Source organism: Streptomyces sp. NPDC059957 (assembly GCF_042730015.1).
Classification (GTDB): domain Bacteria; phylum Actinomycetota; class Actinomycetes; order Streptomycetales; family Streptomycetaceae; genus Streptomyces.
On sequence record NZ_JBHWMB010000027.1, the window covers coordinates 20,251 to 44,994 of the forward strand.

General features: G+C 72.4%; 22 protein-coding genes. 17 read left to right on the forward strand and 5 right to left on the reverse strand.

Translation table 11 applies throughout. The features are described from left to right. Positions 1–216 precede the first annotated feature (216 nt). Both ACFWBW_RS19535 and ACFWBW_RS19540 read left to right on the forward strand, forming a co-directional pair. Complete coding sequence (locus ACFWBW_RS19535; protein WP_385374050.1) at positions 217–393, forward strand: thiazolylpeptide-type bacteriocin; 177 nt, start codon at positions 217–219, stop codon at positions 391–393. A 33-nt stretch (positions 394–426) separates the two neighbouring features. After that, positions 427–594 carry a thiazolylpeptide-type bacteriocin gene (locus ACFWBW_RS19540; RefSeq protein WP_385374052.1) on the forward strand — a complete coding sequence of 56 codons (168 nt, stop codon included), beginning with the start codon at positions 427–429 and terminating at the stop codon, positions 592–594. A gap of 208 nt (positions 595–802) precedes the next feature. On the opposite strand, the gene ACFWBW_RS19545 is transcribed toward ACFWBW_RS19540, so the two are convergent. Further along, positions 803–1,369 carry a hypothetical protein gene (locus ACFWBW_RS19545; RefSeq protein WP_385374054.1) on the reverse strand — a complete coding sequence of 189 codons (567 nt, stop codon included), beginning with the start codon at positions 1,367–1,369 and terminating at the stop codon, positions 803–805. Between the two features lie 92 nt (positions 1,370–1,461). Between ACFWBW_RS19545 and ACFWBW_RS19550 the strand changes: the two genes are divergently transcribed. From ACFWBW_RS19550 to ACFWBW_RS19575, 6 genes are all read left to right on the forward strand, one after another. After that, entirely contained in the window at positions 1,462–2,652 is a 1,191-nt protein-coding gene (locus ACFWBW_RS19550; protein ID WP_385374056.1) for a hypothetical protein, read from the forward strand. Continuing rightward, positions 2,649–5,213 carry a hypothetical protein gene (locus tag ACFWBW_RS19555; RefSeq protein ID WP_385374058.1) on the forward strand — a complete coding sequence of 855 codons (2,565 nt, stop codon included), beginning with the start codon at positions 2,649–2,651 and terminating at the stop codon, positions 5,211–5,213. The genes ACFWBW_RS19550 and ACFWBW_RS19555 overlap by 4 nt, the downstream gene beginning before the upstream one ends. Then, positions 5,210–6,934: a hypothetical protein gene (locus tag ACFWBW_RS19560; protein WP_385374060.1), complete on the forward strand. Its 1,725-nt coding sequence runs from the start codon at positions 5,210–5,212 to the stop codon at positions 6,932–6,934. Before ACFWBW_RS19555 ends, ACFWBW_RS19560 begins: the two co-directional genes overlap by 4 nt. Next, complete coding sequence (locus ACFWBW_RS19565) at positions 6,924–8,864, forward strand: TOMM precursor leader peptide-binding protein (RefSeq protein WP_385374062.1); 1,941 nt, start codon at positions 6,924–6,926, stop codon at positions 8,862–8,864. The genes ACFWBW_RS19560 and ACFWBW_RS19565 overlap by 11 nt, the downstream gene beginning before the upstream one ends. Before the next feature lie 82 nt (positions 8,865–8,946). Then, positions 8,947–10,509 (forward strand): hypothetical protein, encoded by a 1,563-nt coding sequence (locus tag ACFWBW_RS19570; protein WP_385374063.1) that lies wholly within the window; start codon positions 8,947–8,949, stop codon positions 10,507–10,509. 14 nt (positions 10,510–10,523) lie between these two features. Next, the gene (locus tag ACFWBW_RS19575; RefSeq protein WP_385374065.1) at positions 10,524–11,465 is read left to right on the forward strand and encodes a thiopeptide-type bacteriocin biosynthesis protein; all 942 of its coding nucleotides are present in this window, start codon (positions 10,524–10,526) and stop codon (positions 11,463–11,465) included. Between the two features lie 135 nt (positions 11,466–11,600). Here ACFWBW_RS19575 and ACFWBW_RS19580 read toward each other — a convergent pair whose 3' ends face one another. From ACFWBW_RS19580 to ACFWBW_RS19590, 3 genes are all read right to left on the reverse strand, one after another. Further along, positions 11,601–12,164, reverse strand: a complete 564-nt coding sequence (locus ACFWBW_RS19580; RefSeq protein WP_385374067.1) for a YceI family protein — start codon at positions 12,162–12,164, stop codon at positions 11,601–11,603. Between the two features lie 112 nt (positions 12,165–12,276). Then, positions 12,277–13,098, reverse strand: a complete 822-nt coding sequence (locus ACFWBW_RS19585) for an ABC transporter permease (protein ID WP_385374069.1) — start codon at positions 13,096–13,098, stop codon at positions 12,277–12,279. Continuing rightward, positions 13,095–14,060 carry an ABC transporter ATP-binding protein gene (locus ACFWBW_RS19590; RefSeq protein ID WP_385374071.1) on the reverse strand — a complete coding sequence of 322 codons (966 nt, stop codon included), beginning with the start codon at positions 14,058–14,060 and terminating at the stop codon, positions 13,095–13,097. The genes ACFWBW_RS19585 and ACFWBW_RS19590 overlap by 4 nt, the downstream gene beginning before the upstream one ends. Before the next feature lie 270 nt (positions 14,061–14,330). Here ACFWBW_RS19590 and ACFWBW_RS19595 point away from each other — a divergent pair, with 270 nt between their 5' ends. After that, positions 14,331–15,533 (forward strand): FAD-dependent monooxygenase, encoded by a 1,203-nt coding sequence (locus ACFWBW_RS19595; RefSeq protein ID WP_385374181.1) that lies wholly within the window; start codon positions 14,331–14,333, stop codon positions 15,531–15,533. A gap of 171 nt (positions 15,534–15,704) precedes the next feature. Here the strand turns inward: ACFWBW_RS19595 and ACFWBW_RS19600 are convergent, their stop codons facing one another. Beyond that, positions 15,705–16,253: a hypothetical protein gene (locus ACFWBW_RS19600; RefSeq protein WP_385374073.1), complete on the reverse strand. Its 549-nt coding sequence runs from the start codon at positions 16,251–16,253 to the stop codon at positions 15,705–15,707. A gap of 459 nt (positions 16,254–16,712) precedes the next feature. Between ACFWBW_RS19600 and ACFWBW_RS19605 the strand changes: the two genes are divergently transcribed. From ACFWBW_RS19605 to ACFWBW_RS19640, 8 genes are all read left to right on the forward strand, one after another. Then, positions 16,713–17,162 (forward strand): DUF2871 domain-containing protein, encoded by a 450-nt coding sequence (locus tag ACFWBW_RS19605; RefSeq protein ID WP_385374075.1) that lies wholly within the window; start codon positions 16,713–16,715, stop codon positions 17,160–17,162. Between the two features lie 376 nt (positions 17,163–17,538). Continuing rightward, entirely contained in the window at positions 17,539–19,443 is a 1,905-nt protein-coding gene (locus tag ACFWBW_RS19610) for a BTAD domain-containing putative transcriptional regulator (protein ID WP_385374077.1), read from the forward strand. Between the two features lie 165 nt (positions 19,444–19,608). Beyond that, positions 19,609–21,201: an acyl-CoA carboxylase subunit beta gene (locus tag ACFWBW_RS19615; RefSeq protein ID WP_385374183.1), complete on the forward strand. Its 1,593-nt coding sequence runs from the start codon at positions 19,609–19,611 to the stop codon at positions 21,199–21,201. After that, on the forward strand, positions 21,198–21,443 hold the full coding sequence (locus ACFWBW_RS19620; RefSeq protein WP_385374079.1) for an acyl-CoA carboxylase subunit epsilon: 246 nt from the start codon (positions 21,198–21,200) through the stop codon (positions 21,441–21,443). Before ACFWBW_RS19615 ends, ACFWBW_RS19620 begins: the two co-directional genes overlap by 4 nt. Next, entirely contained in the window at positions 21,440–22,438 is a 999-nt protein-coding gene (fabD, locus tag ACFWBW_RS19625; RefSeq protein ID WP_385374081.1) for an ACP S-malonyltransferase, read from the forward strand. The genes ACFWBW_RS19620 and fabD overlap by 4 nt, the downstream gene beginning before the upstream one ends. A gap of 87 nt (positions 22,439–22,525) precedes the next feature. Continuing rightward, the gene (locus ACFWBW_RS19630; protein ID WP_385374083.1) at positions 22,526–22,939 is read left to right on the forward strand and encodes an acyl carrier protein; all 414 of its coding nucleotides are present in this window, start codon (positions 22,526–22,528) and stop codon (positions 22,937–22,939) included. 67 nt (positions 22,940–23,006) lie between these two features. Then, the gene (gene acpS / locus ACFWBW_RS19635) at positions 23,007–23,435 is read left to right on the forward strand and encodes a holo-ACP synthase (RefSeq protein WP_385374085.1); all 429 of its coding nucleotides are present in this window, start codon (positions 23,007–23,009) and stop codon (positions 23,433–23,435) included. A gap of 18 nt (positions 23,436–23,453) precedes the next feature. Next, the gene (locus ACFWBW_RS19640; protein ID WP_385374087.1) at positions 23,454–24,725 is read left to right on the forward strand and encodes a beta-ketoacyl-[acyl-carrier-protein] synthase family protein; all 1,272 of its coding nucleotides are present in this window, start codon (positions 23,454–23,456) and stop codon (positions 24,723–24,725) included. Positions 24,726–24,744 lie beyond the last annotated feature (19 nt).

Consider the following 24,744-nt stretch of genomic DNA (forward strand, 5'->3'; position numbering starts at 1 on the left):
CCGGGGCAATCGGCGCTTTCGCATTCCGTTTCCGAGGGCGGCACATGACGTGGATTACGTGCGGCGTGACAACTGTCAGGCAGCGGCCGAAAACCCTTGGCGGCGGCCAGGTCCGGGGGCATTCTCTAGTTGTGCAGCCGAGAGGGTGCGCAGAGAAAAGCGAAAGCGGGAAACAGAACAAATCCCGCTTCTCAGGGAATTCGGAAAGGAATTCACATGAGCATTGACGACATCAAGAACGCGGCCGACGCGGACAAGACCTTCGAGGGCTTCGACGTGGACCAGCTCGAGACCCTCGAGGTCGCCGACGGCGTGGCCCTCCCGGAGCTCGGTGCCTCCAGCGGCTCGATCGGCACCTCGTCCTCCTCGTCCTCCACCTGCTCCGCCTGCTGACCCAGGCTCTCTCGGACCGAAAGGCACACCATCATGAGCATCAACGACATCAACGGTGACGACGCGGCGTTCGACGGCTTCGACGTGGACCAGCTCGAGACCCTCGAGGTCGCCGACGGCGTGGCCCTCCCGGAACTGGGCGCATCCAGCGGCTCGATCGGCACCTCGTCGTCTTCGAGCTCGACCTGCTCCGCCTGCTGATCAGTCCCCGCTGACTGATTGAGAGCAACAAAGGATGCGCCCATCCGGCCAATGGGTCGGATGGGTACATCCTTGTTCTAGAAGTCGCAGTTTTCGAAGCGTCACAGTTCGAAACGTCACAGTTCGAAACGTCACAGTTCGAAGCGTCACAGTTCGAAGCGTCACAGTTCGAAGCGTCGCAACACAGGCGGTGCTGTCGATTCTTGGCTCAACCGCGCACGGCGACGTGTAGCGAAGAGCCGAGCAGCACCACCGCGGCCCCCAGTCCCACCACGACCCGTACCGGCTCCCCCGCAGCCCCGGCCGCGACGGCGGCGAAGCCGGCCACCGCGACGGCGGTCAGCAGCGCGGCGGTCCACTTGTACTGCCACTGGTCGTATAGGCGGGCGAGCGGGAAGAAGTGCAGGCCGACCACCAGGCAGATGCCCGCCGGGATCAGCTCGGGGCGGCCGGCCGCGTTCGACCCCGCGATCACGGCGAAGATCGCCACCACCTCGGCGAGGTTGACCAGTCCGACACCGCGGTTCCACTTCTCCGGGAGCCGCACCTGACGCACCGGGGCGCCGGCGGCGCCCCGGAAGGCCAGTACCACCGCCCCGGCGGTCAGTACGGCCGCCACCACGCCGACGGTCACGGCCACCGGCATCGAAGCGATCCCCGACCCGCCCGCGAACGCCCACACCAGGGCGAAGGAGGCGAGCACGATCGCCCCGCGGCGGCGCAGTTTCTGGGTGAGCGCCTCGCACTCGGCCGTGTCCACGGCGTCCAAAGTCATTGCGCGAGCGTACAACCGGCTTGTCCGCCTAATGGTGTTTTCCGGCCACGGGCTCGCGTTCTATTTCGATCACTCGAAAGGTGCGAAATTCCATGGGGGTTGATGCTCCGGAGCGCCCGGCCGTGACGCCGGATTCGACCGGCCTGACGGGGGTGCGGCTCCATACCCGGATGCCCGTCTCGCCGGCCTGGCTGGCCCGTCACGTCGTTCCCGTCGCACGTGCTCTGACCGTACAAGGAGCGCCGGCCGTCCAGTTGCGGCGCGGCTGGCTGCACGGGCCGTACGTCGACATCCTCGCACTGTCGGTGCCGGGGATGCCCGGGCCCGACTGGGCGGGCGTCGCGGCCCGCCTGGACGCCGGACCGCTCGACCCGCCGCGGGCGCTGACCGAGGAGCAATACCTCGTCCAGGCTCGTGAATTCGGCCGTCTGGAAGCAGTCCCTCCGCCGTACCTCCCGTTGCGCGAGCACGGCGCCGTCGAGCGGGTCGAGCCGACCGCCGGGGACAGTGCCGAACCGCGTCTGGATCCCTTCCGCACCGTCGTCGCCGGCGCTCTCGCCAAACCCCTGATGAGCATGATCGAGGCCATCGCCGCCGACCCGCGCAGCGCCACCGTGCGCCTCGCGGAGGCCTTCGCCGCGCTGGCCGACACCCATGCGCTCGGACCCGCGTACGGGGTCTTCTCCCCGCGCTCCCACGTCGAGGCCTTCCTCGCCTGGGCGGCGCCCACCAAGGACGTGCGGCCCGTGTTCCAGGAGCGCTACGCGCGGGACGCGCAGCGGCTGCGCACCGTGGTGGAACAGCGGGTGTCGGGCGAGGTCTCGCCCGCCGCCGCCGAGTGGCGCACCGCCTTCGCCTACTGCGCGGGCGCACTGGAGAACGCGGTCGCCGCGGGCACCTTGACCCTCGATCTGCTCGACTCCGTCACCGCGGGCGTGGACAAGAGCGAAATGGGTCCGCCCGGAGCCGTCCGCACCGTCCCGCAGGGGGCGCAGCCGGACAGCGACTTCCACCGGGCCGTCGGCGAGTCGGGGGTGGTGGCCGACCCGTCGAAGTGGTTCGCCGCCTTCCGTCTGCTGACCAACCTCTTCTACGAGCAGCTGCCGCTGCTGACCGTTTCCCCCATGCAGCGCTACTACATGTGCTTCGCCATCGCCGAGACGATGGACGACGTGCTCGGCGTTTCCTGGCAGGAGCGGCTGCGGGAGCGGCAGGACCTCAGCGGGCGGGGCGACGGCTCGCTCGGCGACAGCGCCCTCACAGAATCCGGAGCTTCCAGATGACCGAGCCCCTGAAGGAGCCTCTCTGGTTCCTCCGCGTCAACCCCCTGCGCCGCGCCCGCATCGGCGACCCGGCCCAGCGAGCCCTGCTCGCCGAGTACGCCGGGGCCCACACCGAACTGGCCGCCGCGACCACCGCCTGCTCCGACGAACTGTACGAGCGCATCGGCGCCGTGGAGGGCCCCGAGCGGCGCGAGCTGGTCTCCCTGCGCCGTACGGTCCTGGCCGGACGCGCCCCCAAGACCCCGCCACTCTCCCCGACCCCCGCCATGACGCGCTGGCTGGCCGCCCAGGAGCGGCACGAGCGGCTGCGCTCCGAGCTCGTGGCCGGCTATCCCGAGGCCGCCGAGCGCGAACGGGCCGGTCTCGCCGGGCTGCTCGCCGACCCCGACCTGCTGCGTTCCCTGGCGCTGGTGGCTCCCGAGGTGCACCAGGAGGCGGAGCGCTACCGCACGGCGGTGGCGGCCCCCGGCCCGGTCACTTCCAAGACCCGCAAGTCGGAACGCGGCCTCATCCAGTACGTGACGCGGGCGATGGTCCGCACCAGCCCGCTCTCCCGCTTCACGGCGGTAGGCATCGCGGAGCCCGACCCGGCCGGTGTCGCGCCGGACGACGTGCCGTTCACCGGCGCGGTGGCCTTCGCGGGCCTGGACCGCGTCATGCTCGGCTACGTGCTCGGCGGGCTCCCGCAGGCCGAACTGACCGACCTGGACGACAAGTGGGTCGGGCTGCCGCCCACGTCGGCGCCCGACCCGGAGAGCGGGAAGCTCTTCTTCCTCAAGCTGACCGCCGAGGGCATGCGGCGCATGGCCGTCCCGCTGGACGGACCCGCCGGGCACCTGCTGGACGCGGTGTCGATGGGCCCGCGGCTCTTCCCCTCGGTCGTGGACCACGTCGCCGAGCGCTCCGGCTGGCCGCGCCCCGAGGCCGAGGCCCGGGTCCGCCAGGCCGTGGGCCAAGGCCTGCTCTGCACCTTCAACGAGGCTGAGGACGGCAACGGGGACTACGAGGAGCTGCTGACGCCCGCCGATCCGCGGGCGCAGGAGACCGCCGCCGAGGTGCGCGCAAGCCTGCCGAAGCTGGCGTCCGCCCCGGCCGAGCAGCGCGGCGCCGTCCTCGGTGAACTGCGCGGCTCACTGGCCCGGCTCAGCCATATCGCCGGCCGGCCCTCGCAGATCACCGTCGAGGAGGACTTCGTCATGCCGCCGCTGAAGGTGGCGACGGAGCGCTGGCACAAGCCGCTGGCGGACCTCGGGCCGGCCGTGGAGCTGCTCACCGTCTTCGACTGGCTGCACGACGTGCGCGTCCTGATGACCGCCGCGTTCGTGGAACGCTTCGGGGCCGGCGCCAACGTACCGCTGGCCGCGAACGCCGCCTTCGTGGTCGGCGAAGTCTCCCGCCGGGCCGCCGCGATGGACGCGGTGTACGGGCCGCGCGGCACGGGCGATCCGTCCGGGCTCAAGGGCATCGGTCCTGCCGACGGCTCGCTGGAGCGGATGTACCTGCTGCGCCAGGAGCTGACCGAGGCGGTGCACGCACGGCTGTCGAAGACGGCGGACGAGGGCGCGGACACCCTGACCTTCACCTCCGCCGAGGTGCGCGAGCTGACCGCGGCCCTGCCCGAGCGGTTCCGCCAGGACCGGCTCGTGTACGGGGTCCTGCTCCAGCAGGGCGACGGGCACCTGATCCTCAACGACGGCCTGCCCGGCCATGGCATGCTCTACGCCCGCTTCCTCGACGCGGACCGCCGCCTCGGCGGCCGGGCCCTGCCCCTGCTCGCCGAAAGGCTCCAGCGCACCTACGGAGCCGACGGCGCCCGGGTCACCGAGGACTTGGGACTGCACCGGCTCAACGTCAACGCGCACGCGCCGATCCTGCCGGGCGGCCTGCGCCCCGAGGACTGGTTCTCGCTGCGCCTGGTCCACGACGCGGACACCGACACCCTTCGGGTGGAGGACCCCGAGGGCCGGCCGACGCGGGTCCTGCCGCTCGGCACCGGACACCCGGGGCTGTTCCCGCCGCCGCTGTCGGTGGCCTCCGGACTGGTCATCAGCGGGCGGCTGTTCAACTCGCTGCCCAACAGCTGGCACGCCGCCACCCCCTGGGACCGCAGCGCCACCCGCGTCGCGCCCCGGATGGCGGTGGGCAACGTACTGATCGGCCGGCGCCGCTGGTACGGCGGCGAGGAGCTGGACGCCGCGGTCGCCGCCGGTCCCGACGAGCACGAGCGGCTGCTGGCCCTCACCGCCTGGCGGGCCCGGTACGGGGTACCGGAGGAGGTCGTCATCAAGAATGCGCCGGAGGACGAGGGCCCGCTGTCGGTGGGCGCCCCCGACGTGCAGTCCAAGCGGCTCCAGCAGAAGCCCCAGTACGCCGACCTGGCGAGCGCGCTCGGCACCCGGGTGCTGCCGCGGATGCTGGAGCGGCGCGGGGCGAACGGCTGCTACCTCGAAGAGGCGCTGCCCGGGGTGCAGGACGGCACCCATGCCACCGAGTGGGTGGTCGAGGTCGGCCGCGAGCCCGGCGGCCGGTTCACCTACCAGGGCCCCGAGGGGGAGCAGTGACGACCACATCCGCGAAGACCATCGTCGCCCGGCCGGACCTGCATTTCGCGCCCGTACCGAACGGCGTGTACGTCAGCGGTCCGCGCGGCCGGTTCGTGCTGAGCGGTTCGGAGTTGCTGTACGCGGTGACCGAGGGCTGCATGCCGCTGCTGGAGTCCGGCGCCACCGAGGACGAGCTGGTCGCCGCGATCGGCACCGAGAAGTCCCGGCCGGCCGTGCGGCACCTGATCGCGAAGATGCGCGAGGGCGGCATGCTGCTCGACCCCGCCCTCTTCACCGTCCCGGCTCCCGGGACGGAACTGCGGGAGCGCTTCCCGGAGGCACTGGCCCGGCTGGAGTCGGCGCTGGACGACCCTTACGCGGCGTTCGCCCGGCTGCGGGCGGCCCGGGTGCTGCTGGCGGGGCCACCCGAGGCGACCGGGCCGGCGGCCCGCGGGCTGCGCCGGGCCGGGGCGTACGAGGTGATCGAGACCGCTTCGCTGGCCGCCTACGAAGCCGCGCACGAAGCCGCGCACCAGGGCGATCCTGAGGCCGCGCAGGAGGCCGCTTACGAAGGCCTCGACGCGGTTGCGGAGATGACCACGGGGGTGACGCAGCACCCGGCAGCCGTTCCGGACGGCGTCCCCCTTCTCACCGTCGCGCTGGGCGGCCGCGTCGCCCTGACCGGGCCGGCGTTGACCGGCGGCGGCCGGGACCTGGTGTGGGCCGCCTTCCGGGACCGGGCGCTGGCCTGGGCCAAAGCGGAGGCCTCCGAACCAGCCTCGCGGCCGGTCGCGGATGCCCTCGCGGGGGCACTGGCGGGGCAGTTGCTGTTCGACACCCTGACCGGCACGGCCGAGCCCGGCACGGCCCACGTCGTGTACGGCGCGGACCTGGCCACCGACCCGGTGGACATCGGCGGAGCTCTTCACCCGGCGGCCGCGCCCGGCCGACCGAGCACCCTCGACGAAGCCCCCGCCCAGCCGATGCCCGACGCCGAGGAGGCCCTGGAGGCCGTCGGGGCCGTCGCACGCCGCTGGACCGGGCTGTTCACCTCCGCGGCGGGCGAGGACCTGCCGCAGATGCCGCTCGCTCTGCGGGCGACGGAGCAGCGGGCCGGGCAGAGCGGCGCGCTGGTGGGCTGGGCCGCGCACCAGGAGACCGCGACCGTGGCCGCCGCGCTGGCGGCCCTGCGCGCTCGGTCCCCTCGCCCGGGTACGCCCGCGGCCGGTCTCACCGAGGAGCACTGGCTGCTCGACGGGGCCCTGCGCATCCTCGCCGGCGACCCGGCGCTGGAGCAGGAGCCCGAGGCGCCCACCGACGCGGAGGGCGCGCGGATCCTGGCGGGCCTGCTGGCCGCCGGGCGCGATCCCGAGGTCGTGGCACTGCGGCTGCCCGGACTGGACTGGCGCCTCGCCAGGGTGACGCTGGGCGGTGTTCCGCTGGGCCGCGGCTGGGGCGCCACCCCCGAGGAGGCCGTCCGTACGGCCCTGTGCACGGCGCTCGCCCGGGTCCAGGCGAGCGGCTTCGGAAGCGTCGCCGAACTCTCCACCGACGCGCTGCTGTTCGCGGACAGCACGGTGCTCGGGCGGCTGCGCAAACAGCTCACCGCGCGGGCCGGCACCGGCTACCGCGGCCGGGCCGTACGCACCGACCCGGTGCTCGGTCCGCTCCCCCTCTGGCACGGCCCGGTCGAGGCCGTGACCGCCACACCCCCGCAGGAGGCTCCCGATGCCGGCTGAACTGACCCTGGAGACACCCGCCGTCTTCGGGCCCGGCACGGACTCGGCGTACGACACCCCGGACGGGGACTGGCGTACGGCCTTGACGGCGCTGGTCGAGGCCAGCGGCGCCCCGGTCGCCGTCAACCGCGGCTGGGACCTGGACTGGGAGCGGGAGCAGATCGCGCGGGCCATCGAACGCGGCACGGACGTGCTGTCGGTCCGGGTGTTCGCCGACGAGGTCCTCGTCGGACCGCTGTGGCGGGCCGGCGACCCGGACGGCGGCGGCTGCGCGGGCTGCGCCGAGGTCCGTGAGCGCACGATCCTCGACCACCCGCTGGTCGGCGACCTCGGCCGGGCGACCGCCGCCCCCCGGGCCGCCGCACCGCTGCTGCCCGAAATGCTCCGGGCGACCCTGGAGCACCTGGCACAGCGGCCCCTGGCCCCGGGCGAGCTGTACGTCGTCTCGGCGGCGGGGAACCGGCGCCGCCGGATCGCCCGCAGCTTCCACTGCCCCGTGTGCGGGCCGACGGCGGCCGGCCTCAACAGCTCCGCGGAGCCGTTGCCGCTGGCACTGCGGTCTCGTCCGGCCTCCGCCGGTGATCCGACCCGGTCGCGGGAGAGCCGGCTGATCGAGCGCGGGGTCCTGCGCGAGCGACTGGTCGACGACCGCTTCGGACCGGTGCGGGCGATCCTGCGGGAGTCCCACGCACCCTTCGCGATGAGCATGGCCGTGGTGCCGGACGCCCCCGCGATGGGGCACGGCCGGGCGCAGACCTTCGCCGAGACCGAGCCGGTCGCGGTGCTCGAGGCCTACGAGCGGCTCGGCGGTTTCCCGTACGACATCCCGGTCCTGACCGGGCACTCATACCGGGAACTGGGCGAGCGGGCCGTTGATCCTTCGGGGCTGGGCCGCTACACGGCCGAGCAACTGGACCATCCCACCTCGCGCGTGACCCCTTTCACCGAGGACACCCCGATGGACTGGGTGTGGGGCCACGACCTGGCGGACGGCCGACCCCTGCTGGTGCCGGCGGACCACGCCTTCTACCAGTACGAGTACGCGTTCCGGCGGGACCGGCGGGCCGCGCGCGCGGTCGGTCCGCACGAGCGCGAGCACTACTTCTACGAGTCCTCCAGCGGCTGCGCGGTCGGCGCCAACCTCGAAGAGGCGGCTCTGCACTCGCTGTTCGAGCTGGCCGAGCGGGACGCGTTCCTGCTGTCGTGGTACCGGGCGGCCCCGCTGCCGTACATCCCGACGTCCTCGATCACCGACCCCACCAGCCGGGCCATGATCGAGCTGATCGAGGCCCGCGGGTTCGACGTGCACCTGCTGGTCGTCACCCAGGACATCGCCCTGCCGGTGGTGTGGGTGCTGGCCGTCAACCGGGAGAACCCCTTCCCGGCGACCTTCTCCTCGGCCGGTTCGGGCGCCGATCCGCAGTCCGCGATCCGCGGGGCGCTGCGCGAGGTGGCGCAGCTGGTGACCAACCCGATCGACTGGACCCGTGAGCAGGTCGAGCCGATGATCGAAGACCCGTGGCAGGTCCAGGAGCTGGAGGACCACGTACGCCTCTACTCGCTGCCGCAGATGCGGGAGCGGGCCACCGCCGGACTCGGCGGGCCCCGGGTGAGCCTGGGGGAGGCGTTCCCGGGCTGGCCGCAGAAGCTTGCCGTGGAGTCGGGCGGTGACGTGCGCGGGGCGCTGGACTTCGTCCGGGGTCTGTTCGCGCGGGCCGGGCTGGACCGGATCGTGCTGGTCGACCAGACGAGTCGGGAGCACGCGGACGCGGGTATCCACGTGGCGCGTTCCGTGGTGCCCGGGATCCTCCCGATGTGCTTCGGGCACGCGCAGCAGCGGCTGACGGGGCTTCCCCGGCTGACGGCGGCGCTGCGCGGCACGGCGCAGGAGGGCCGCCCGGTCCCGTACGACCCGCACCCCTTCCCCTAGCGGCTGCGGTATCCACCCCCTGGCCGGGCCGGGGCCCGATCCCCCCTCGGGCCCCGGCCCCGTTCTCTCTGGAGGCCCGCAGATGACGCCCACGACTCCGCTTCGCACCCGGCGGCCCTGCCCGGTCGACCTGCCCGGCCCGGAGGGCGACAACTCGATCGCGCGCGAACCGCTCTGGCACGCGTACGGGGCGGGCGCCGACCAGCCCGAACCTCCCCACTGGACCTGGACCCCCGAGGCCCCGCCGGACACGCACGTGCGGCCGGCGCCGCCGACCGGGGAGGGGGCGCGGACGGTGCTGCCGCTGGGCACCACCGGGCTGCTCTCCGCCCTGCGCTACCCGGACCGGCCGGATCGGCCGACGGCGGCGGGTCCGGCGAGCGGGCCGGCCGCCGCGGGGCCGCCGGACTCCGAGCGGCTCGCGCACGCGCTGGTCACGGCGTTCGGGCCGCAGCGCCGGGAGCCTGAGAACCCGTACAACGACCACCGCCCGTACGCCTCCGCCCGCTGCCTGTTCCCCGTCCACGCCTTCGTGGACGGCGGCGGCCCGCGGCCCTGGCGGCTGCTGGAGCCCGACCTGCACGCGCTGACCGGCGTACCGGATCCCGGCCCGGCCCGGCGGATCGCGCTGACCGGCCGCTACACGGCGGTTCCGGCGGCCTACAAGTGGTTCCGCGGCTCGCTCGTCGCCATCGAACTCGGCATGGTGCTGCGCTCGCTCGGCATCGGCCTGGAACTCTTCGGGGTACCCGCCCGTCTGCGGCTGCCCGGCCCGGACGCGCACGGGCTGCTCGCCGGGCTCGGCTTCGAGGCGCCCTGGGAGTGGTCCCTGCCGCTCACCGTGGAACTGGGCGGTACGGGGACGCCCTCAGGCGCCCGCACCGGCGCGGTCCCGCTGCCGGCCCCGCTTGCCGCGGGCGATCCCGCGCTGGCGGATCTCGTACGGGTCAACCGCGGCCAGCTGTACGACGGCCGGGCGCACACCCTGACCTCCGCGATCCCGGCCGGGCTCGCCCGTTCGGCGGTGGCGCCCGACTGGGCGGAGCTTCTGTGGCGGCGCCACTCGGGCCGGATGCCGCGTGCCTTGCACGGGATGACCGGGCGGCGCAGGCGGGTGCCGGCCGAGGCCCTGGACAGCGCGCTGCGCTGGCTGTCCGTACCGCCGCCCGGCCCGGACCTCGCGGCGGCCTTCGCGGGGATCCGGATCACGGTGGTGACGCACGGGGTCGACGGCACGGCCGACGGGGTACACCGGGCGGACCGCGGCGTGGCCCGGCTGGTACGCGCGGACGCCTCGGCCGCCGAGCGGCTGGAGGAGCAGTACGGCTACGGGGTCTCGCCGGTCAACGGCTGCGGGATCCGCAACGCCCCGATGTCGGTGTTCCTCTCGGTGCGGCCCCGGGAACTGTTCGAGCGGCTCGGTCCAGGGGGCTGGGGCGCGGCGCAGCACGCGGCCGGCTGGGCGGTGCACGGGCTGTGCCTGTCGGCGGCGGCTTCGGGGCTGTTCGCGCGGCCCGTAAGGGCGTTCAAGGAGATACCCACGCAGCGTGTCCTCGGCCTGGAGGAGGACGAGACCATCGTCCTGTCCGCGGTCGTGGGGGTCCCGCAGGAGACCAGCGGCGCGCTGCTCGACCTGCGACGGTGAAGGGAACCGCACACATGAGAGACGAGCAGACGAACCAGCGGACGGACGGGCAGATGGCCTGGACGGCCTGGCACCTGCACCTGGGCACCACCGACCGGTCCGCGCACGACCGGGTGCTGGCCGAGGCCATCGGCCCGGCGGTCCGGCACCTGGACGGCCGGCCCTGGTTCTTCATCCGCTACTGGCAGCGCGGCCCGCACCTGCGGCTGCGGGTCGCGGGTCTGGCGCCGGACGAACTCCCGAAGTTCGAGAAGACCCTCGGCGCGCGGCTGGCCGGGGCGGGCCGGCTCACCCCGCAGGAGGAGCCGCTGGACACCGAGGCGTTCCGGGCGGGCGCGGGGGTGCTGGCGGCCGGGGAGAGCGGGGAGAACCGTTCCCTCCAGGCGCTGCTGCCGCCCGGTGTGCACGCCGCCCGGTACGAGCCGGAGTACGGCCGGTACGGAGGTCCCGCGCTGATGCCCGCGAGCGAGCGGCTGTTCCGGGTTTCGAGCGAGCTCGTCCTGGCCCTCGTACCGAGGATCCGCGGTGAGGCGCACCGCGCACAGCTGGCCCTGCGGGGGACGATGGCGGCGGCCGCCGCGCTCGGCGGCCCGGACGAGCGGGCCTCGTACTTCGCCCACGGCCTGGCGGCCTGGCGGGGCTGGGCGGCGCAGGCGGGGTACGGGGACGAGCTGCTGGACTCGGTGACCACGATCGCGGGGGACGGGGGCGGCTCCGCCGTCGACCCGCTGGCGCACGGCCCGTTCGGCGGCTGGCACGAGGAGGCCGGGGTGCTGGTGGACGCGGTACGGGCGGCCTCGCCGGTACCGCCGGGGGTGATCCTGTCCTCGCACACGCACATGCTGCACAACCGGCTGGGGCTGAGCATGCTGGAGGAGCTGCGCACGTACGCCTGGCTGGCGAACGCCTTCCCCGCACCGGCGGGTGCGGCCCTGCGCCGGGCGCCCGCGGGCTGAGCGGCCGCACGCGGCCGGCTCGTCCGCGCGAAGCCGCGTCCCGCAACGCCGAGGCCCGGCCGGAGATTTTCCGGCCGGGCCTTCGGTGTACCCGGGCGCCGCGGCGGTGACGGCACAGCGGTGGGACGACGCCGGCTACAGACCACGGACGAAGACGGCGGTGACGCAGACGCGCAGCCGGGGTCCGACCATGCCGCGCATCGCGCTCACGCCGAGCGCGTGCCGGTCGACCTCCGCGGTGGCCCGTACGACGGCGCGCGTGCCGCTGTCCTCGGTCTCGATGCCCGCAGGGTCCACGTAGAGGGTCAGCGGGACGCTGTTGCCCTTGACCGTGAGCCGGCCTTCGACGGTCCAGCCGGCCGTGGCGCCGCCGTTCAGGCGGTCGCCGGTGAAGCGCAGGACGGGGTGGCGCTCGGCGTCGAGGAAGCCGGCGCCGGTGACCTGGCGGTCCCGTCCGGGGCTGCCGGTGTTGAAGTCGGCGGCGGTCAGGCTGATGTCGAAGGCGCGCAGCGCGCCGCCCGCGTCGAGCTGTACGGCGCCGGCACTGACCGGGATCCGGCCGGAGACCGGCAGGAGGAAGAAGTGCCGGGCGCGGAACTCGACGGAGCTGGCTTCGGCGTCGATGTCCCAGAGGCCGCTCAGCCCGTCGAGGCTCCGTACGGCGGTGGTGGCGGCGGATGAGGAGAGGGAGGAGGACATGGGGAGATTCCTTCCGGGAGGGGGTCTCACGGGGTCGCGGCACGTCGAGGGGGCCCCACAGTCGAGGCCCCCCGGGGACGTACACGCCGTACGGGCTGTCGCCCGGCTGGCACTACTCCGGTCGCGGGTCCCAGCGGAAGCTGCGGACCGCGATCAGGGCGCCGACGACGCCCCAGGCCGCCAGGACGGCCAGTTCCTTCCAGTGGAAGCTGCCGTCACCGGTGAACGGCGCGAGCATCGCGTCGTTGAACGGCTTGACGGGCAGGAGGCCCGCGATGTTGTTCAGCACCTCGGCGTGGATGGGGAAGTAGCTGCCCGAGATGAAGACGAGCGGAAACTGGATGAACTGCACTACCGCCGGGGCGGCTTCGGAGTTCTTGATGAGCGAGGCGACACCCACGCCGAGCGCGCAGAAGCTCGCCGCGCCCAGGATCAGGGTGAGGGCGACGACCGCCCACGCCGTCGGCAGCGTCACGCCGTACAGCGAGCCGATGCCGAAGACCAGTGCCACGTCGATCACCGAGACCACCACGCAGTGCACGAGGAGTCCGGCGAAGTAGACCCAGGCGGGCAGCGGTGTGGCGTGCAGCCGCTTGAGGATGCCGGTCTGGCGGCGCATGGCCAGCACGATCGCGAGCTGGCCGTAGCAGGCACCCAGCACGGAGACCGCGGCGATGGTCGGGGTGTAGTACTGCATCCCCGAGAGGCCGAAGAAGAACGTCTCGCCCTCGCCGCCGCTGAAGACGGCGCCGAAGATGCCGATGATGACGATCGGCAGGACGAAGGTGAACACCATCGACTGCGGGTTGCGCCAGAAGGACAGCTGCTCGAACCGGATCTGGTGCCAGAGCAGGGCGAGTGCGCCCCGCTCGCCGTTCGCGGCGGCCGGGCGGCCCCCCGTACGGGATGTCGTGGTCGGGGTCAGGGTGGTCATGATCGGCTCCGATTCGGCCGGCGCCGTGTCCCGGCGGAGGACGGCGAGGAGGCTTCCTGGACCGCGTACTCGCGGGTCAGGCCCAGGTAGACGTCCTCGAGGGTGGGCTGGTCGACGGTCAGCCGCTCCAGTGGAGTGCCGCGCCGCAGCGCCCAGTCGGTGAGTTTGAACAGGGCGACGGTGGGCTCTTCGACCTCCGCCGTGACCAGGCCCTCGGCCACCTCGGCGACCGGGACGGGCACGTCGGAGACGACGGCGCCGCGCGGCAGCGCGAAACGGATCCGGGCGAGGGCGTTGTCGCGCCCGCCGAGGGTCTCGGGGGTCCCCGAGGCCACGACCTGCCCGGCCGCGACGACGACGACCGAGTCGGCGAGCGCCTGGGCCTCGTCCATGTAGTGGGTGGTCAGCACGATGGTGGTGCCGGCGTCGCGCAGGTTGCGGACGACGTCCCAGGCGCCGCGGCGGGCGTTCGGGTCGAAGCCGGTGGTCGGCTCGTCCAGGAACAGCAGCTGCGGGTTGCCGATGACGCCGAGCGCCAGGTCGAGCCGGCGCTTCTGGCCGCCGGACAGGTCCTTGACCTTGGCGCCGCGCTTCTCGTCGAGGCCGACCAGGTCGATCACCTCGTCGACGTCGCGCGGGGCCGGGTAGTAGCCGGCGTTGCGCGCCACGCTCTCGCGTACGGACAGGTAGGGCTCGACGGCGATGTCCTGGAGCACGAGGCCGATCTGCCCGCGCAGGTAGCGGCCGCCGTCCTTGGTGCCGGGGTCGCGGCCGAGTACTTCCACCCGGCCCTCGTCACGCTGGCGGAAGCCTTCCAGGATCTCCAGGGTGGTGGTCTTGCCCGCCCCGTTCGGGCCGAGCAGGGCGAAGATCTCGCCCTCCTCCACGGTGAAATCCACGCCGCGGACCGCTTCGTGGTCGCCGTATTTCTTGCGCAGGCCCTCTACGGCCACCGCGGTCACTGCGGCTCCTCCGGATGCCTCACTGTGGTCCTCCCGGGTCGTTGGATCGCCCGTAGAACGGAACTCCCGGGCGCTCCGCCGACGTTAGGGGCGGCCAAGCGGTAGGACCGGCTCCGCGGGACGTCCGGATGACGGAGGTCACGGAAGTCACGACAGTTGTCAGGTCACGGGTGATCCGGCATTGCCGCCGGGGTGGGGGGCACCGAAGCTCGAAGCCGGAACAGGCCGGCAGATCGTGGCAGAGGAAGGGCGGTCGGAGACGTGCGGTTCATGGAGGTCGGCGAGAACGCCGAGGAGGAACGGCAGATCACCGTGGTGGGTGCCGGGATCGGTGGTCTTGCGCTCGCCGGCGCACTGGCCGCGACCGGTACGCCGTACGCGGTGTACGAGCAGGCCGACCGGTTCGCCGAGGTGGGTGCGGGAGTGCAGCTCTCCCCCAACGCCTTGCGGCCGCTGGCCCGTCTGGGCCTGGGGCCCGCGCTGAGCGAGTGGGGCGTGCGGATCGAGGCGATGGAGGTGCGTGGCTGGACCGGCCGCCCGATCTCCCGGACACCGCTGGGCGAGGAGTGCGAGCGGCTCTACGGGGCCCCGTACCGGACCATCCACCGGGCGCATCTGCACGAGGCACTGCTGTCGCTGGGCGACCGGGACCGGGTCCGGCTCAGGAGCCGGCTGGACTCGGTGGAGCAGACCCCGGACGGTGCCAGGCTGTCCTTCGCCGACGGTACGGTCCGCAAGGCGGGCGTGCTGGTGGGCGCGGACGGCATCCATTCCACGGTGCGCGAGGTCCTGCGCAAGGACGACCCGGTGTTCTCCGGGCTCGGCATCTACCGCGGTCTCGTGCCGGTGGAGAAACTGCCGTCGGAGGCCCGCGAGGCCCTGGTGCGGCTGTGGCTCGGGCCGGGCGGGCACTTCGTCTGCTATCCCGTCGACGGCGGCCGGCAGATCAGCTTCGCCGCGACCGTCCCGATGCCGGACGCTCCGCACGAGTCCTGGTCGGCCCCGGCCGATCCGGCCGATCTCGTACGGGCCTTCGGCGGCTGGACCGGGCTGGTCTCCGACATCGCCCGCAATGCCGAGGTGCTGCACCAGTGGGCCCTGCACGACCGGGGTCCGCTGCGCCAGTGGTCGACCTCGCACATCACCCTGCTGGGAGACGCCGCGCACCCGATGCTGCCGTTCATGGCCCAGGGCGCGAACCAGGCGATCGAGGACGCGATGGACCTGGCGTCCTGCCTGACGCAGGAATCGGACGCCACGGTCTCCGAGCGGCTGGCCCGGTACGAGGCCCTGCGCGTCCCTCGCACCGCCGAGATCCAGCGGGCCTCGCGCGGCAACGCGGACTTCCTGCACCTGCCCGACGGGCCGGCCCAGCGGCGGCGCGACGCCCGGATGGCGGTCGGTGCGTCCCTGCGCGACCGGGCGACCCTGTACGCGCACGAGACCGGCCGCAGCGTCATGGCCGGCGTCTAGTGCTGTGACCGGAAAGGTTTGCCGGGTCGCGACGCCCGGCACGGCACCTCGCCGCGTTGTCGGACCACGGACACTCACCCGCGGTGTCGCAGCCGCCGGGTGGCGGGTGTGCGTGAGGGGGTGGTGCCTTGGCGGCGCCGCCCCCCTCGGGTCAGCTCAGATCGGGTCGCGTCAGCGGAGGCCCGCCTGGTTGCGCGTGGTGAGCTTGCCGTTCTCGAAGAGGAAGCTCGCGATGCCGAAGGTGGCGGCCTGCTCGCAGTCGTAGATCGACATGCTGTCGGTGCGGCTCAGGGACTGGGCGACGCGCACGCAGGTGCCCTTGCCGGCGATCTCGTGCATCTGGGTGATCGTGCTGCCGACCTTGATCTTGCCGTACTTGGTCTTGGTCATCTTGCCGTTGGACTCGAGGCCGTCCAGTGAGAACTGGCTCTTGATCTCCAGCTTGCCGTTCACGAAGTCGAAGAAAGCGCTGCTGTAGGGCTTGTTGCCCTTGCACGCGTAGTGCCGGTAGGCAACGCCGCCGGAGTCGTCGCGGCTCTTGAGCTTGCAGGCGCCGCTGTCGGCGATGCTGTGCATCTTGGCCGTGGTGGTGCCGATCTTGATGAGGTCGTACTCGGCCTTGCTGATGGTGGCCGTGGTGGCGGCGCTCGCGCTCGGCGCGGCGGCGAATGCCAGGCCGGCAGCCAGTACGGGCGCAGCGAGCAAGTGCATGCGGGACATCAGGATTCCCCCCAGAATCAACGTCCTGCGTGTTCAGGACTGGATCATGGTGCCATACGGGTGGAAGACGTCAGGCTCCGCTCCTGTGGTCCCAACCCGCCCCGGGTCGGACGAGGTTGCCGCCGGAGGGGGGAGCGGAGAGGGAGTGGACGGGGGGCTGAGGGGTGCTTGAGGCGGAGGGCCGGGAGGGAGCCGGAGGCCGGCGTTGGTGGGTGCCCCGATCGGGGTGGGCGCCGTCTCTCGTGCGGGTCTTGGGTGCTACGGACGCCTTTTGTCGCGACGGGTGGCTCGAGAGGGGGGAGCAATACGCCACATCGAAGTGGTGGCGCTATAGGGGCCGTGGAATGTCACTCGAATCGGGCTCGAATGATCCTTCGGATTCCGCCGAACAGGCTATGTGAGGTGCTTCAATGGCCACCGTCAGGGCGCGATTGGATCAGCAGGGAGCGGGGCACGGGGATGCGTAAGTCATACGTCGCGGCGCATGTTTATATGATCATCGGAACGCTCTCCGGGTTGTACTACCGAGAGTTGACCAAGATCAACGAGTTCGAGGGCGAGACCCAGCTCGGCGTCCTCCACACCCACTTGCTCGCGCTGGGCATGCTGGTCTTCCTCATAGTTCTCGGTCTCGACAAGGTGTTCAGGCTGTCCGGGAACAAGCAGTTCAACTACTTCTTCTGGATCTACAACACGGGCCTCACGATCACCTGCCTGAGCATGTTCTACCGGGGCACCCAGACCGTGCTCGGCAACGAGGTACCCGAACTCTTCTCCCTGGTCGGAGGGTTGGGGCACATCATCCTGACGGTGGGGCTCGTGCTGTTCTTCATCCTGCTCGGGAAGCGAGTCAAGGACCACGACAGTGCTCGGCCCGAGGAGTCCGAGCCGGTGAAGACCTCGGTCTGACGGTCTCCCCGCGGTGGGGGCCGTCGAGCCCCCGGACAGTAATGGGCCCGAGCCGGAGCACCGGCTCGGGCCTTCGTGTGCTCACAGATGAGGCCCGAGGAGCCTGCCGGGCGATTCGTACGCCCGGCAACTGAAGGGTCCGCTCTTCGCCGTCGTCAGCGTGCCCGCCGGAGCAAGCGGGCGGCGACGGCCTGATTCCGCCACCCTGCCCTAGAGCCCGGCACCCAGCATCCGTCACCCGCCCCGCGAATTTCCGCGGGGCGGGTGACGTGCGTTATCGCGCCGACCTGGGCCGGCGCGGCAGAGCGGGAATCAAGGGGCGCTGCACCGGCCGGAGTTAGCTTTTCGGACACTGAAGGGATACGGGTGATCTTCGATGGAGCTCCGGATACTCGGATCGATAGAACTCTGGACAGGCAGTGCCCTGGCCGATCTCGGCCCCGCACGGCAACGCAGCATCCTCGGCGTCCTGCTGGTCGATCCGGAAAGGCCGGTGCCACTGGAGTCCCTTGTGGACCGGGTATGGGGGGACCGGCCGCCCGCGGGGGTCCGCAATGTCGTCCACACGTACATCACCCGGTTGCGCCGGGCGCTGGCCACTGCCTCGGCCGGTTTGCCCGAGCCGATCGGGCTGGTTCGGACCCCGGCCGGCTACCAGATTTCGGCCGATCCCGGCGCCGTGGACCTGGTGCGGTTCCGGCGGCTGCTCAAGAGCGCCCAGCAGGACGGCCTCGGCGATCAGGAGCGCAGCACGCTGCTCCAGCAGGCGCTGCACATGTGGCGGGGCGACGCGCTCGGCGGCATGCAGGGTGACTGGGCGGCCCGGCTGCGGGAGACGTTGCGGCAGTTGCACCACGAGGCGCTCAGCCAGTGGGCGGACGCCGAGATCCGCCTGGAGCGGCCCGGCACCGTCCTCGCGGAACTGCGTGCCGCGCTGCTGACCGATCCGCTCTCCGAGCAGCTCTGTGAGCGTCTGATGCTCGCGCTCTACCTGGAGGGGCGCAGTGTCGACGCCCTGGAGTACTACCAGGCGATGCGCCGGCTGATCGCCAAGGAGCTCGGCACGGATCCGTCGCGGCGGCTGCAGCGGCTGTACGAGACGATCCTGCGCGGCGAGGCGGTCGACCCCGTGCCGCCGCCCGAGCGCGGCGGCGACCCGCGTGGCGGAGACCCGCACGGCGGCGTCACGCACGGCGTGGGCACGCTGCAGGTCCTCGACCGCCCCCGGGCCGCCCCGCAGGTCCCGCAGATGCTCCCGCTCGACCTCCCCGACTTCACGGGGCGCGAACGCGAACTCGACGTGATCCAGCGGACCCTGACCCAGCCCACCGCCTCGCAGCCGCCCGCGGTGGTGCTGGTCGGCGGCGTCGGCGTCGGCAAGACCGCGCTGGCCGTGCGCCTGGGGCACCGTCTGGTGTCCGCCTACCCCGACGGGCAGCTGTACGCGGCGCTGCGCGGCAGCGGCACCCGGCCGGCGGACCCGTACGCGGTGATGGGCAGGCTGCTGCGCGTGCTGGGTACGGACCCCGACCGGCTCCCGACCGACCCCGACGAGCGTGCCGAGGTCTACCGGCTGGCGCTCGCGGGGCGCCGGGTGCTGCTCACCCTCGACGACGCGGCCGACGACGCGCAGGTGCAGCCGCTGCTGCCGGGCAGTTCGGACGCCGCGGTGCTGATCACCAGCAGGGGCCGGCTCAGTACGCCGCTCGGCGCCCGCGTCCTGCAGGTTCCGGACCTGCCGCACGGCCACAGTGTGCGGTTGCTGGCGCGGATGCTGGGCCCGGAGCGGATCGAGCGGGAGCCGGCCGCGGCGGCGACGATCGCGCGGTACTGCGGCGGGCTGCCCCTGGCCCTGCGTGCGGCGGCCTTAAGGCTCAACAGCCGCCCCCACTGGTCGCTGAGCCGCTACGCGGAGCGGCTCGGCGACGAGGGCCGGCGGCTGGACGAGCTGGCGTACAGCTCGCTGAGCGTGCGGGCCAGCTTCACGGCCTCGTACAACGCGCTGCCCGAGGATGCCCGCGAGGCGCTGTGCTGCCTGGGCCACCTGCCGGTGCCCGAGTTCGACGCCCAGTTGGCCTGCCCGGTGCTGGGGAAGGACTTCGCCACCGTCGAGGACGCCTGCGAGCAGCTGGTGGAGGCCCACTTCCTGAGCGTGGTCGAGCCCGCGGGGGGCCACCTTCCCACCCGCTACCGCCTCGACGGCCTGCGGCGCAGCTTCGCCCAGGAGCTCGGCTCCGGCCGGGCCGGCGCCCTGGAAGGGGCCGTCCGCCTGGCCGTCTGACGCGGCCCACCTGGTGATACACCCGCCTTCAAGACGCACTCCAGTCCCGCTCCCACCCCGGTACCGGAGAGTCGTATCCGAAGCCACCTACGCGACAGGGCAGGAAGGAGTGGGACCGCAATGACGCCTCCTGACTCTCCCCAGGCCGTGCTGCCGGAGCTCGGCATGACCGACACGGAAGTTCGGCTACCGACACCGGCGCGTGCAGCCACGATGGCCGATCTGGCCGACGAGCTCGCCACCCGCAGGGCGCAGGCACACTTCGGGCACGACCCGGAGGCCGACGCCCGCCACCTCTCCAAGGGCAAGCTGCTTGCCCGCCAGCGCATCGAGAAACTGCTCGACCCGGGCACGTTCACCGAGCTGGGGCTGTTCGCCGAGCACCGGGCGGTGGGCTTCGGCATGGAGCACACGCATCCCGAGGGCGACGGCGTGATCACGGGCTGGGGCGAGGTCGACGGCCGTACGGTCTTCGTCTTCGCTCACGATGCCCGGGTGCGCGGCGGCGCGCTGGGAGCGACGTTCGCCGCGAAGATCCACCAGCTGCTCGACTTCGCCGACTCCGTCGGCGCCCCGGTCATCGGCCTCAACGACGGCGGTGGCGCACGGATCCAGGAGGGCATCGACGCGCTCGCCGGCTTCGGCAAGCTGTTCGCCCGCAACGTCCGCGCCTCGGGCGTGGTGCCTCAGATCAGTGTCGTGCTCGGTTCCTGCGCGGGCGGCGCCGTCTACTCGCCGGCGCTGACCGACTTCACGTTCATGGTCGAGGGCATGGCCAACATGTTCATCACCGGACCCGACGTGGTGCAGGCGGTGACGGGCGAGAAGGTCACGCAGGAGGAGCTCGGCGGCGCGTACACCCACGGCACCCGCACGGGCGTGGCGAGCTTCGTCGCCCCGGACGAGGAGCTCTGCTTCGAGGGCGTACGGGAGCTGCTCTCCTACCTGCCGTCGAACAACGCCGAGATGCCGCCGTACAGCAGGCCCCACGACGATCCGGACCGGCGCTGTGAGGAACTGCTGAAGCTGGTACCGGTCGACGACCGGGCGCCGTACGACATCAGGACGGTCATCGGCCACATCGTCGACGACGGCGACTACCTGGAGATCCAGGAGAACTGGGCGCCGAACATCGTGTGCGCCCTGGCCCGCCTGGACGGCCGCGCGGTCGGCATCGTGGGCAACCAGCCCGCCGCCATGGCGGGGGTGCTGGACATCGACTCCTCGGAGAAGGCCGCCCGGTTCGTGCGCACCTGCGACGCGTTCAACATCCCGCTCGTGACCCTGGTCGACGTGCCGGGGTTCATGCCCGGCACCGACCAGGAGCACAACGCGATCATCAGGCGCGGCGCGAAGCTCCTGTACGCGTACTGCGAGGCGACGGTGCCGCGTGTGCAGGTCATCCTGCGCAAGGCGTTCGGCGGGGCGTACATCGTCATGGACTCCAAGTCGATCGGCTCCGACCTGTCCTTCGCCTGGCCGTCCAACCAGACGGCCGTGATGGGCGCCGACGGCGCGGCCAACATCATCTTCAGGCGGCAGCTGCGCGAGGCTGCGGAGCCGGAGAAGCTGCGCAAGGAGCTGGTCGCCGAGTACACCGAGCAGCTGATGAATCCCTTCGTCGCCGCGCAGCGCGGCCACGTCGACGACGTCATCGACCCGGCGGAGACCCGGCGGGTGCTGATCAAGTCCCTGGACATGCTGCGTACCAAGCGGGCCCGGCAGCCTCTGCGCAAGCACGGAAACGAGCCGCTGTGAGCGCGCCGGGGAGCGTCCCGCTGACGGTGCTGCGGGGCAACCCGACACCGGAGGAGCTGGCCGGGCTGCTCGTCGTGCTCGCCGCGCTGCGCGGGTGTCCCGGCGAGCTGGCTCCGCCGCCGGGCGACGAGCGCCGCTGGGCCCGGCTGGAGGGCTGGCAGCGTTCGCTGCCCGCCGAGGCTCCGGACGCGGCCGGCTGGCAGCGCACCCCCGCAACGACCCATGAAAGGACTACCCGATGACCGGTTGGACCGGCCCCGGCAGCGACGGTACGACGTCCGGCTGCCTGGCCATGTTCCCCGGACAGGGCTCGCAGCGGCCCGGCATGGCCAAGCACCTCCTGGAAACCTATCCGGCGGCCCGGGAGCTGTTCGCCCGCGCCGACGAGATCCTGGGACTGCCGCTGTCACAGATCTGTGTGACCGGCAGTGCCGCGGAGATCGGCCGGACCGAGATCACCCAGCCCGCGATCGCCACGACCAGCCTGGCCGTCTGGGAACTGCTGCGGTCCGACGGCTACCGGCCGGCGGCGACCGCCGGCCACAGCCTCGGCGAGTACCCGGCGCTGGTGGCCGCCGGGGTGCTGTCCCTGGAGTCGGCCCTGCAGCTGGTGCGGTTGCGCGGCCAGCTGATGGGCGAGGTGGCCCGCGAGGTGCCCGGCGCGATGGCTGCCGTACTGGGCCTGTCCGCGGAGGACGTGCTGGCTGCCTGCGACAGCGTCGAGGGTCACGGCCTGGTCCAGGTCGCGAACTACAACGAGCCCCTCCAGACGGTCATCTCGGGGCACGCGTCGGCCGTCGAATCGGCCGGCCGGTCGGCGCTGGAAGCCGGCGCCGACCAGGTCGTACGGCTGGACGTGGGGGCGCCCTTCCACTGCTCGCTGATGTCGGCGGTGGAGGAGGAGTTCACCGAGGCGCTCGCCGCCCACCCGTTCGCCGATCCCGAGCTTCCCGTGATCAGTTCGGTCACCGGCACCTACATCGGCTCGGGAGAAGAGGCCAGGCAGCTGCTGCGGCGTCAGCTCACCGGTCCCGTCCGCTGGGTCGAGGTGCTGCGCACGGCCGCCCGGCACCCGGTGGGCGCGTATACCGAGCTCGGGCCCGGCCGGGTGCTCAGCGGGCTCGCCCGCCGCACCCTGGGCGAGGCCCGCACCCGCTCCACCGGAGACCCGCGCCGGCTCACGGCGCTGCACGGCGAGCTGTCACCGGAGAAGTGGCAGGACCCGGTGGCGTCCTGACGTCGCACGTTCCGCCTGCCGCACCGCCCCGGTTCGTCCATCTCCAGCGATATCCACGAGCGATATCTACGAAAGGTTGAAAGACACATGTCGTACGACGGTAAGGACTTCGGCGCCATCGTCCAGGAGGCGGTAGCCGACGCACTGGGCATCGACATCGAGGAGGCCGTGCCCGAGGCCACGCTGCTGGGCGATCTGGACGCCGAGTCCATCGACCTGCTGGACGTCCTGTTCCGCATCGAGAAGGCGGCGGACGTGAAGATCAAGGTCTCGGACATCGCCGAGCTCCTCCAGGGCGGGATACCCGACGAGGAGTTCGCCGACGAGGACGACATCATCAACGCGGTCGGTCTGGCCCAGCTGAAGAAGTCGCTGCCGCAGATCGACGTGGAGGAGCTGGCCGGGAAGCTTACGGCCGACGAGGTGCTGTCGCTGTTCACCGTGCAGAACCTGACGGATCTGGTGGCTGAGCGTGCCGCCCTCGCCGCGGCCGCTGCGTGAGCGAGGGGCGGGGGGGCCACCGTACCGGGACAGCGCCGCCCCGCCTCCGCTGCGGGTGCGCACGGGCATGGACCTGGCCGTGGTCTCCCGGGTCGATGAGCTGATGAGCTCACAACCGGAGCTTCGGGAGCGGGTGTTCACCGCTCGCGAGCTGGCCTACTGCGACCGGCGCAAGCGGGGTGGTGAGCACCTCGCCGCCCGCTGGGCCGCGAAGGAGGCCGTACTCAAAAGCCTGGGTACGGGCATGGGCCCGCGCATGGAGTGGACGGACATCGAGGTCGTCAACGACCGTGCCGGCCGCCCCCAGGTGCGGTTGCACGGCGAGGTCGAGGTGGTTGCCCGGTCCCTCGGCATGCACTCCATCGACGTCAGCATGAGCCACAGCGGGGGTCTCGCCGTCGCGCACGCCGTCATGGTGTGCATGCCCGAGGCACCGCACGACGCACCAGTCCGCACCACGCACACGGGAGAAGGAGACGAACGGCATGAGGCCTGACGAGACGGAGGCACCGCGATGAGCCGCAGGGTGGTCATCACCGGCGTGGGTGCCGTCACGCCGCTGGGCAACGACGCGCCGAGCACATGGCAGGGACTGGTCGACGGGCGCAGCGGAGTCGGCCGGCTGACCACGATCGACACCACCGGCTTCGACGTGACGATCGCCGGCGAGGTCAAGGACTACCGGCTGGACGACGCCGTGCCCGCCTCGGTCGGCCTGCGCCGTCTGCTGCGGCCGGGCACCTTCGGCGTGGGCGCGGCCTGGGAAGCGCTGCGCGACGCCGGGGTGGACGGGGACACGTACGACGGCGCGGACATGGGCGTGGCCATGGGCGCGTGTGTGGACCGGCCGGACCTGCAGTGGCTGGTGGACGTCGGGGCGCTGCGCGACGAGACCGGCCGGGACGACGCGTTCACCACCTACGCGCCTTCGGCCTCGCTGGCCTACAGCCAGAACATCGCGTCCGCGGCGATGGCCCGGATGGTGGACGCGACCGGCCCGATGCTGGGTGTGTCCACCGCCTGCTCGGCCTCCGGGCACGCCGTCGGGGAGGCGTTCCGCTCCCTGCAGGAGGGCGATGCCAAGCTCATGCTCGCGGGCGGCTACGACTCGCTGACGACCTGGCTCGACGTGCTGTGCTTCGGCCTGCTGGGTGCGCTGACGAAGGACTACAACGACGATCCGCAGCGGGCCAGCCGCCCCTTCGACGACAAGCGCTCCGGGTTCGTCCTCGGTGAGGGCGGCGTCGTGCTGGTGCTGGAGGAGCTGGAGTCGGCCCGTGCCCGCGGGGCGCGGATCCTCGCCGAGGTCCTGGGCTACGGCACCAGCCTGAACGCCTGGCGGATGACGGACTCGCCGCCGGACGGCAGCGGCGCCATCGAATCCATCGAGGCGGCGATCGCGGACGCCGGCCTGGAACCGGGCGACATCGACTACGTCGTGGCGCACGGCACCAGCACCCCGGGCAACGACCTGTCGGAGACCACGGCGATCAAGAAGGTGTTCGGCGACGCCGCCGAGCGGCTGGTGATCAGCTCGCCGAAGTCGATGACCGGTCACCTGACCGCCGCGTCCGCGGCGCTGAGCCTGCTCACCGCGATCGGGGCGATCAACCACGGCGTGGTGCCGCCGACCATCAACCAGGAGACGCCCGACCGGCGGCTCGGCCTCGACTTCGTCCCGAACACGGCGCGCAAGCAGGAGGTCCGCAACGCCCTGATCAACGCGTTCGCCTTCGGCGGCACCAACGTCGGTCTGGTCGTGGGGCGTTACGAGGAGAAGCGATGACGACCCGACAGCGACATGG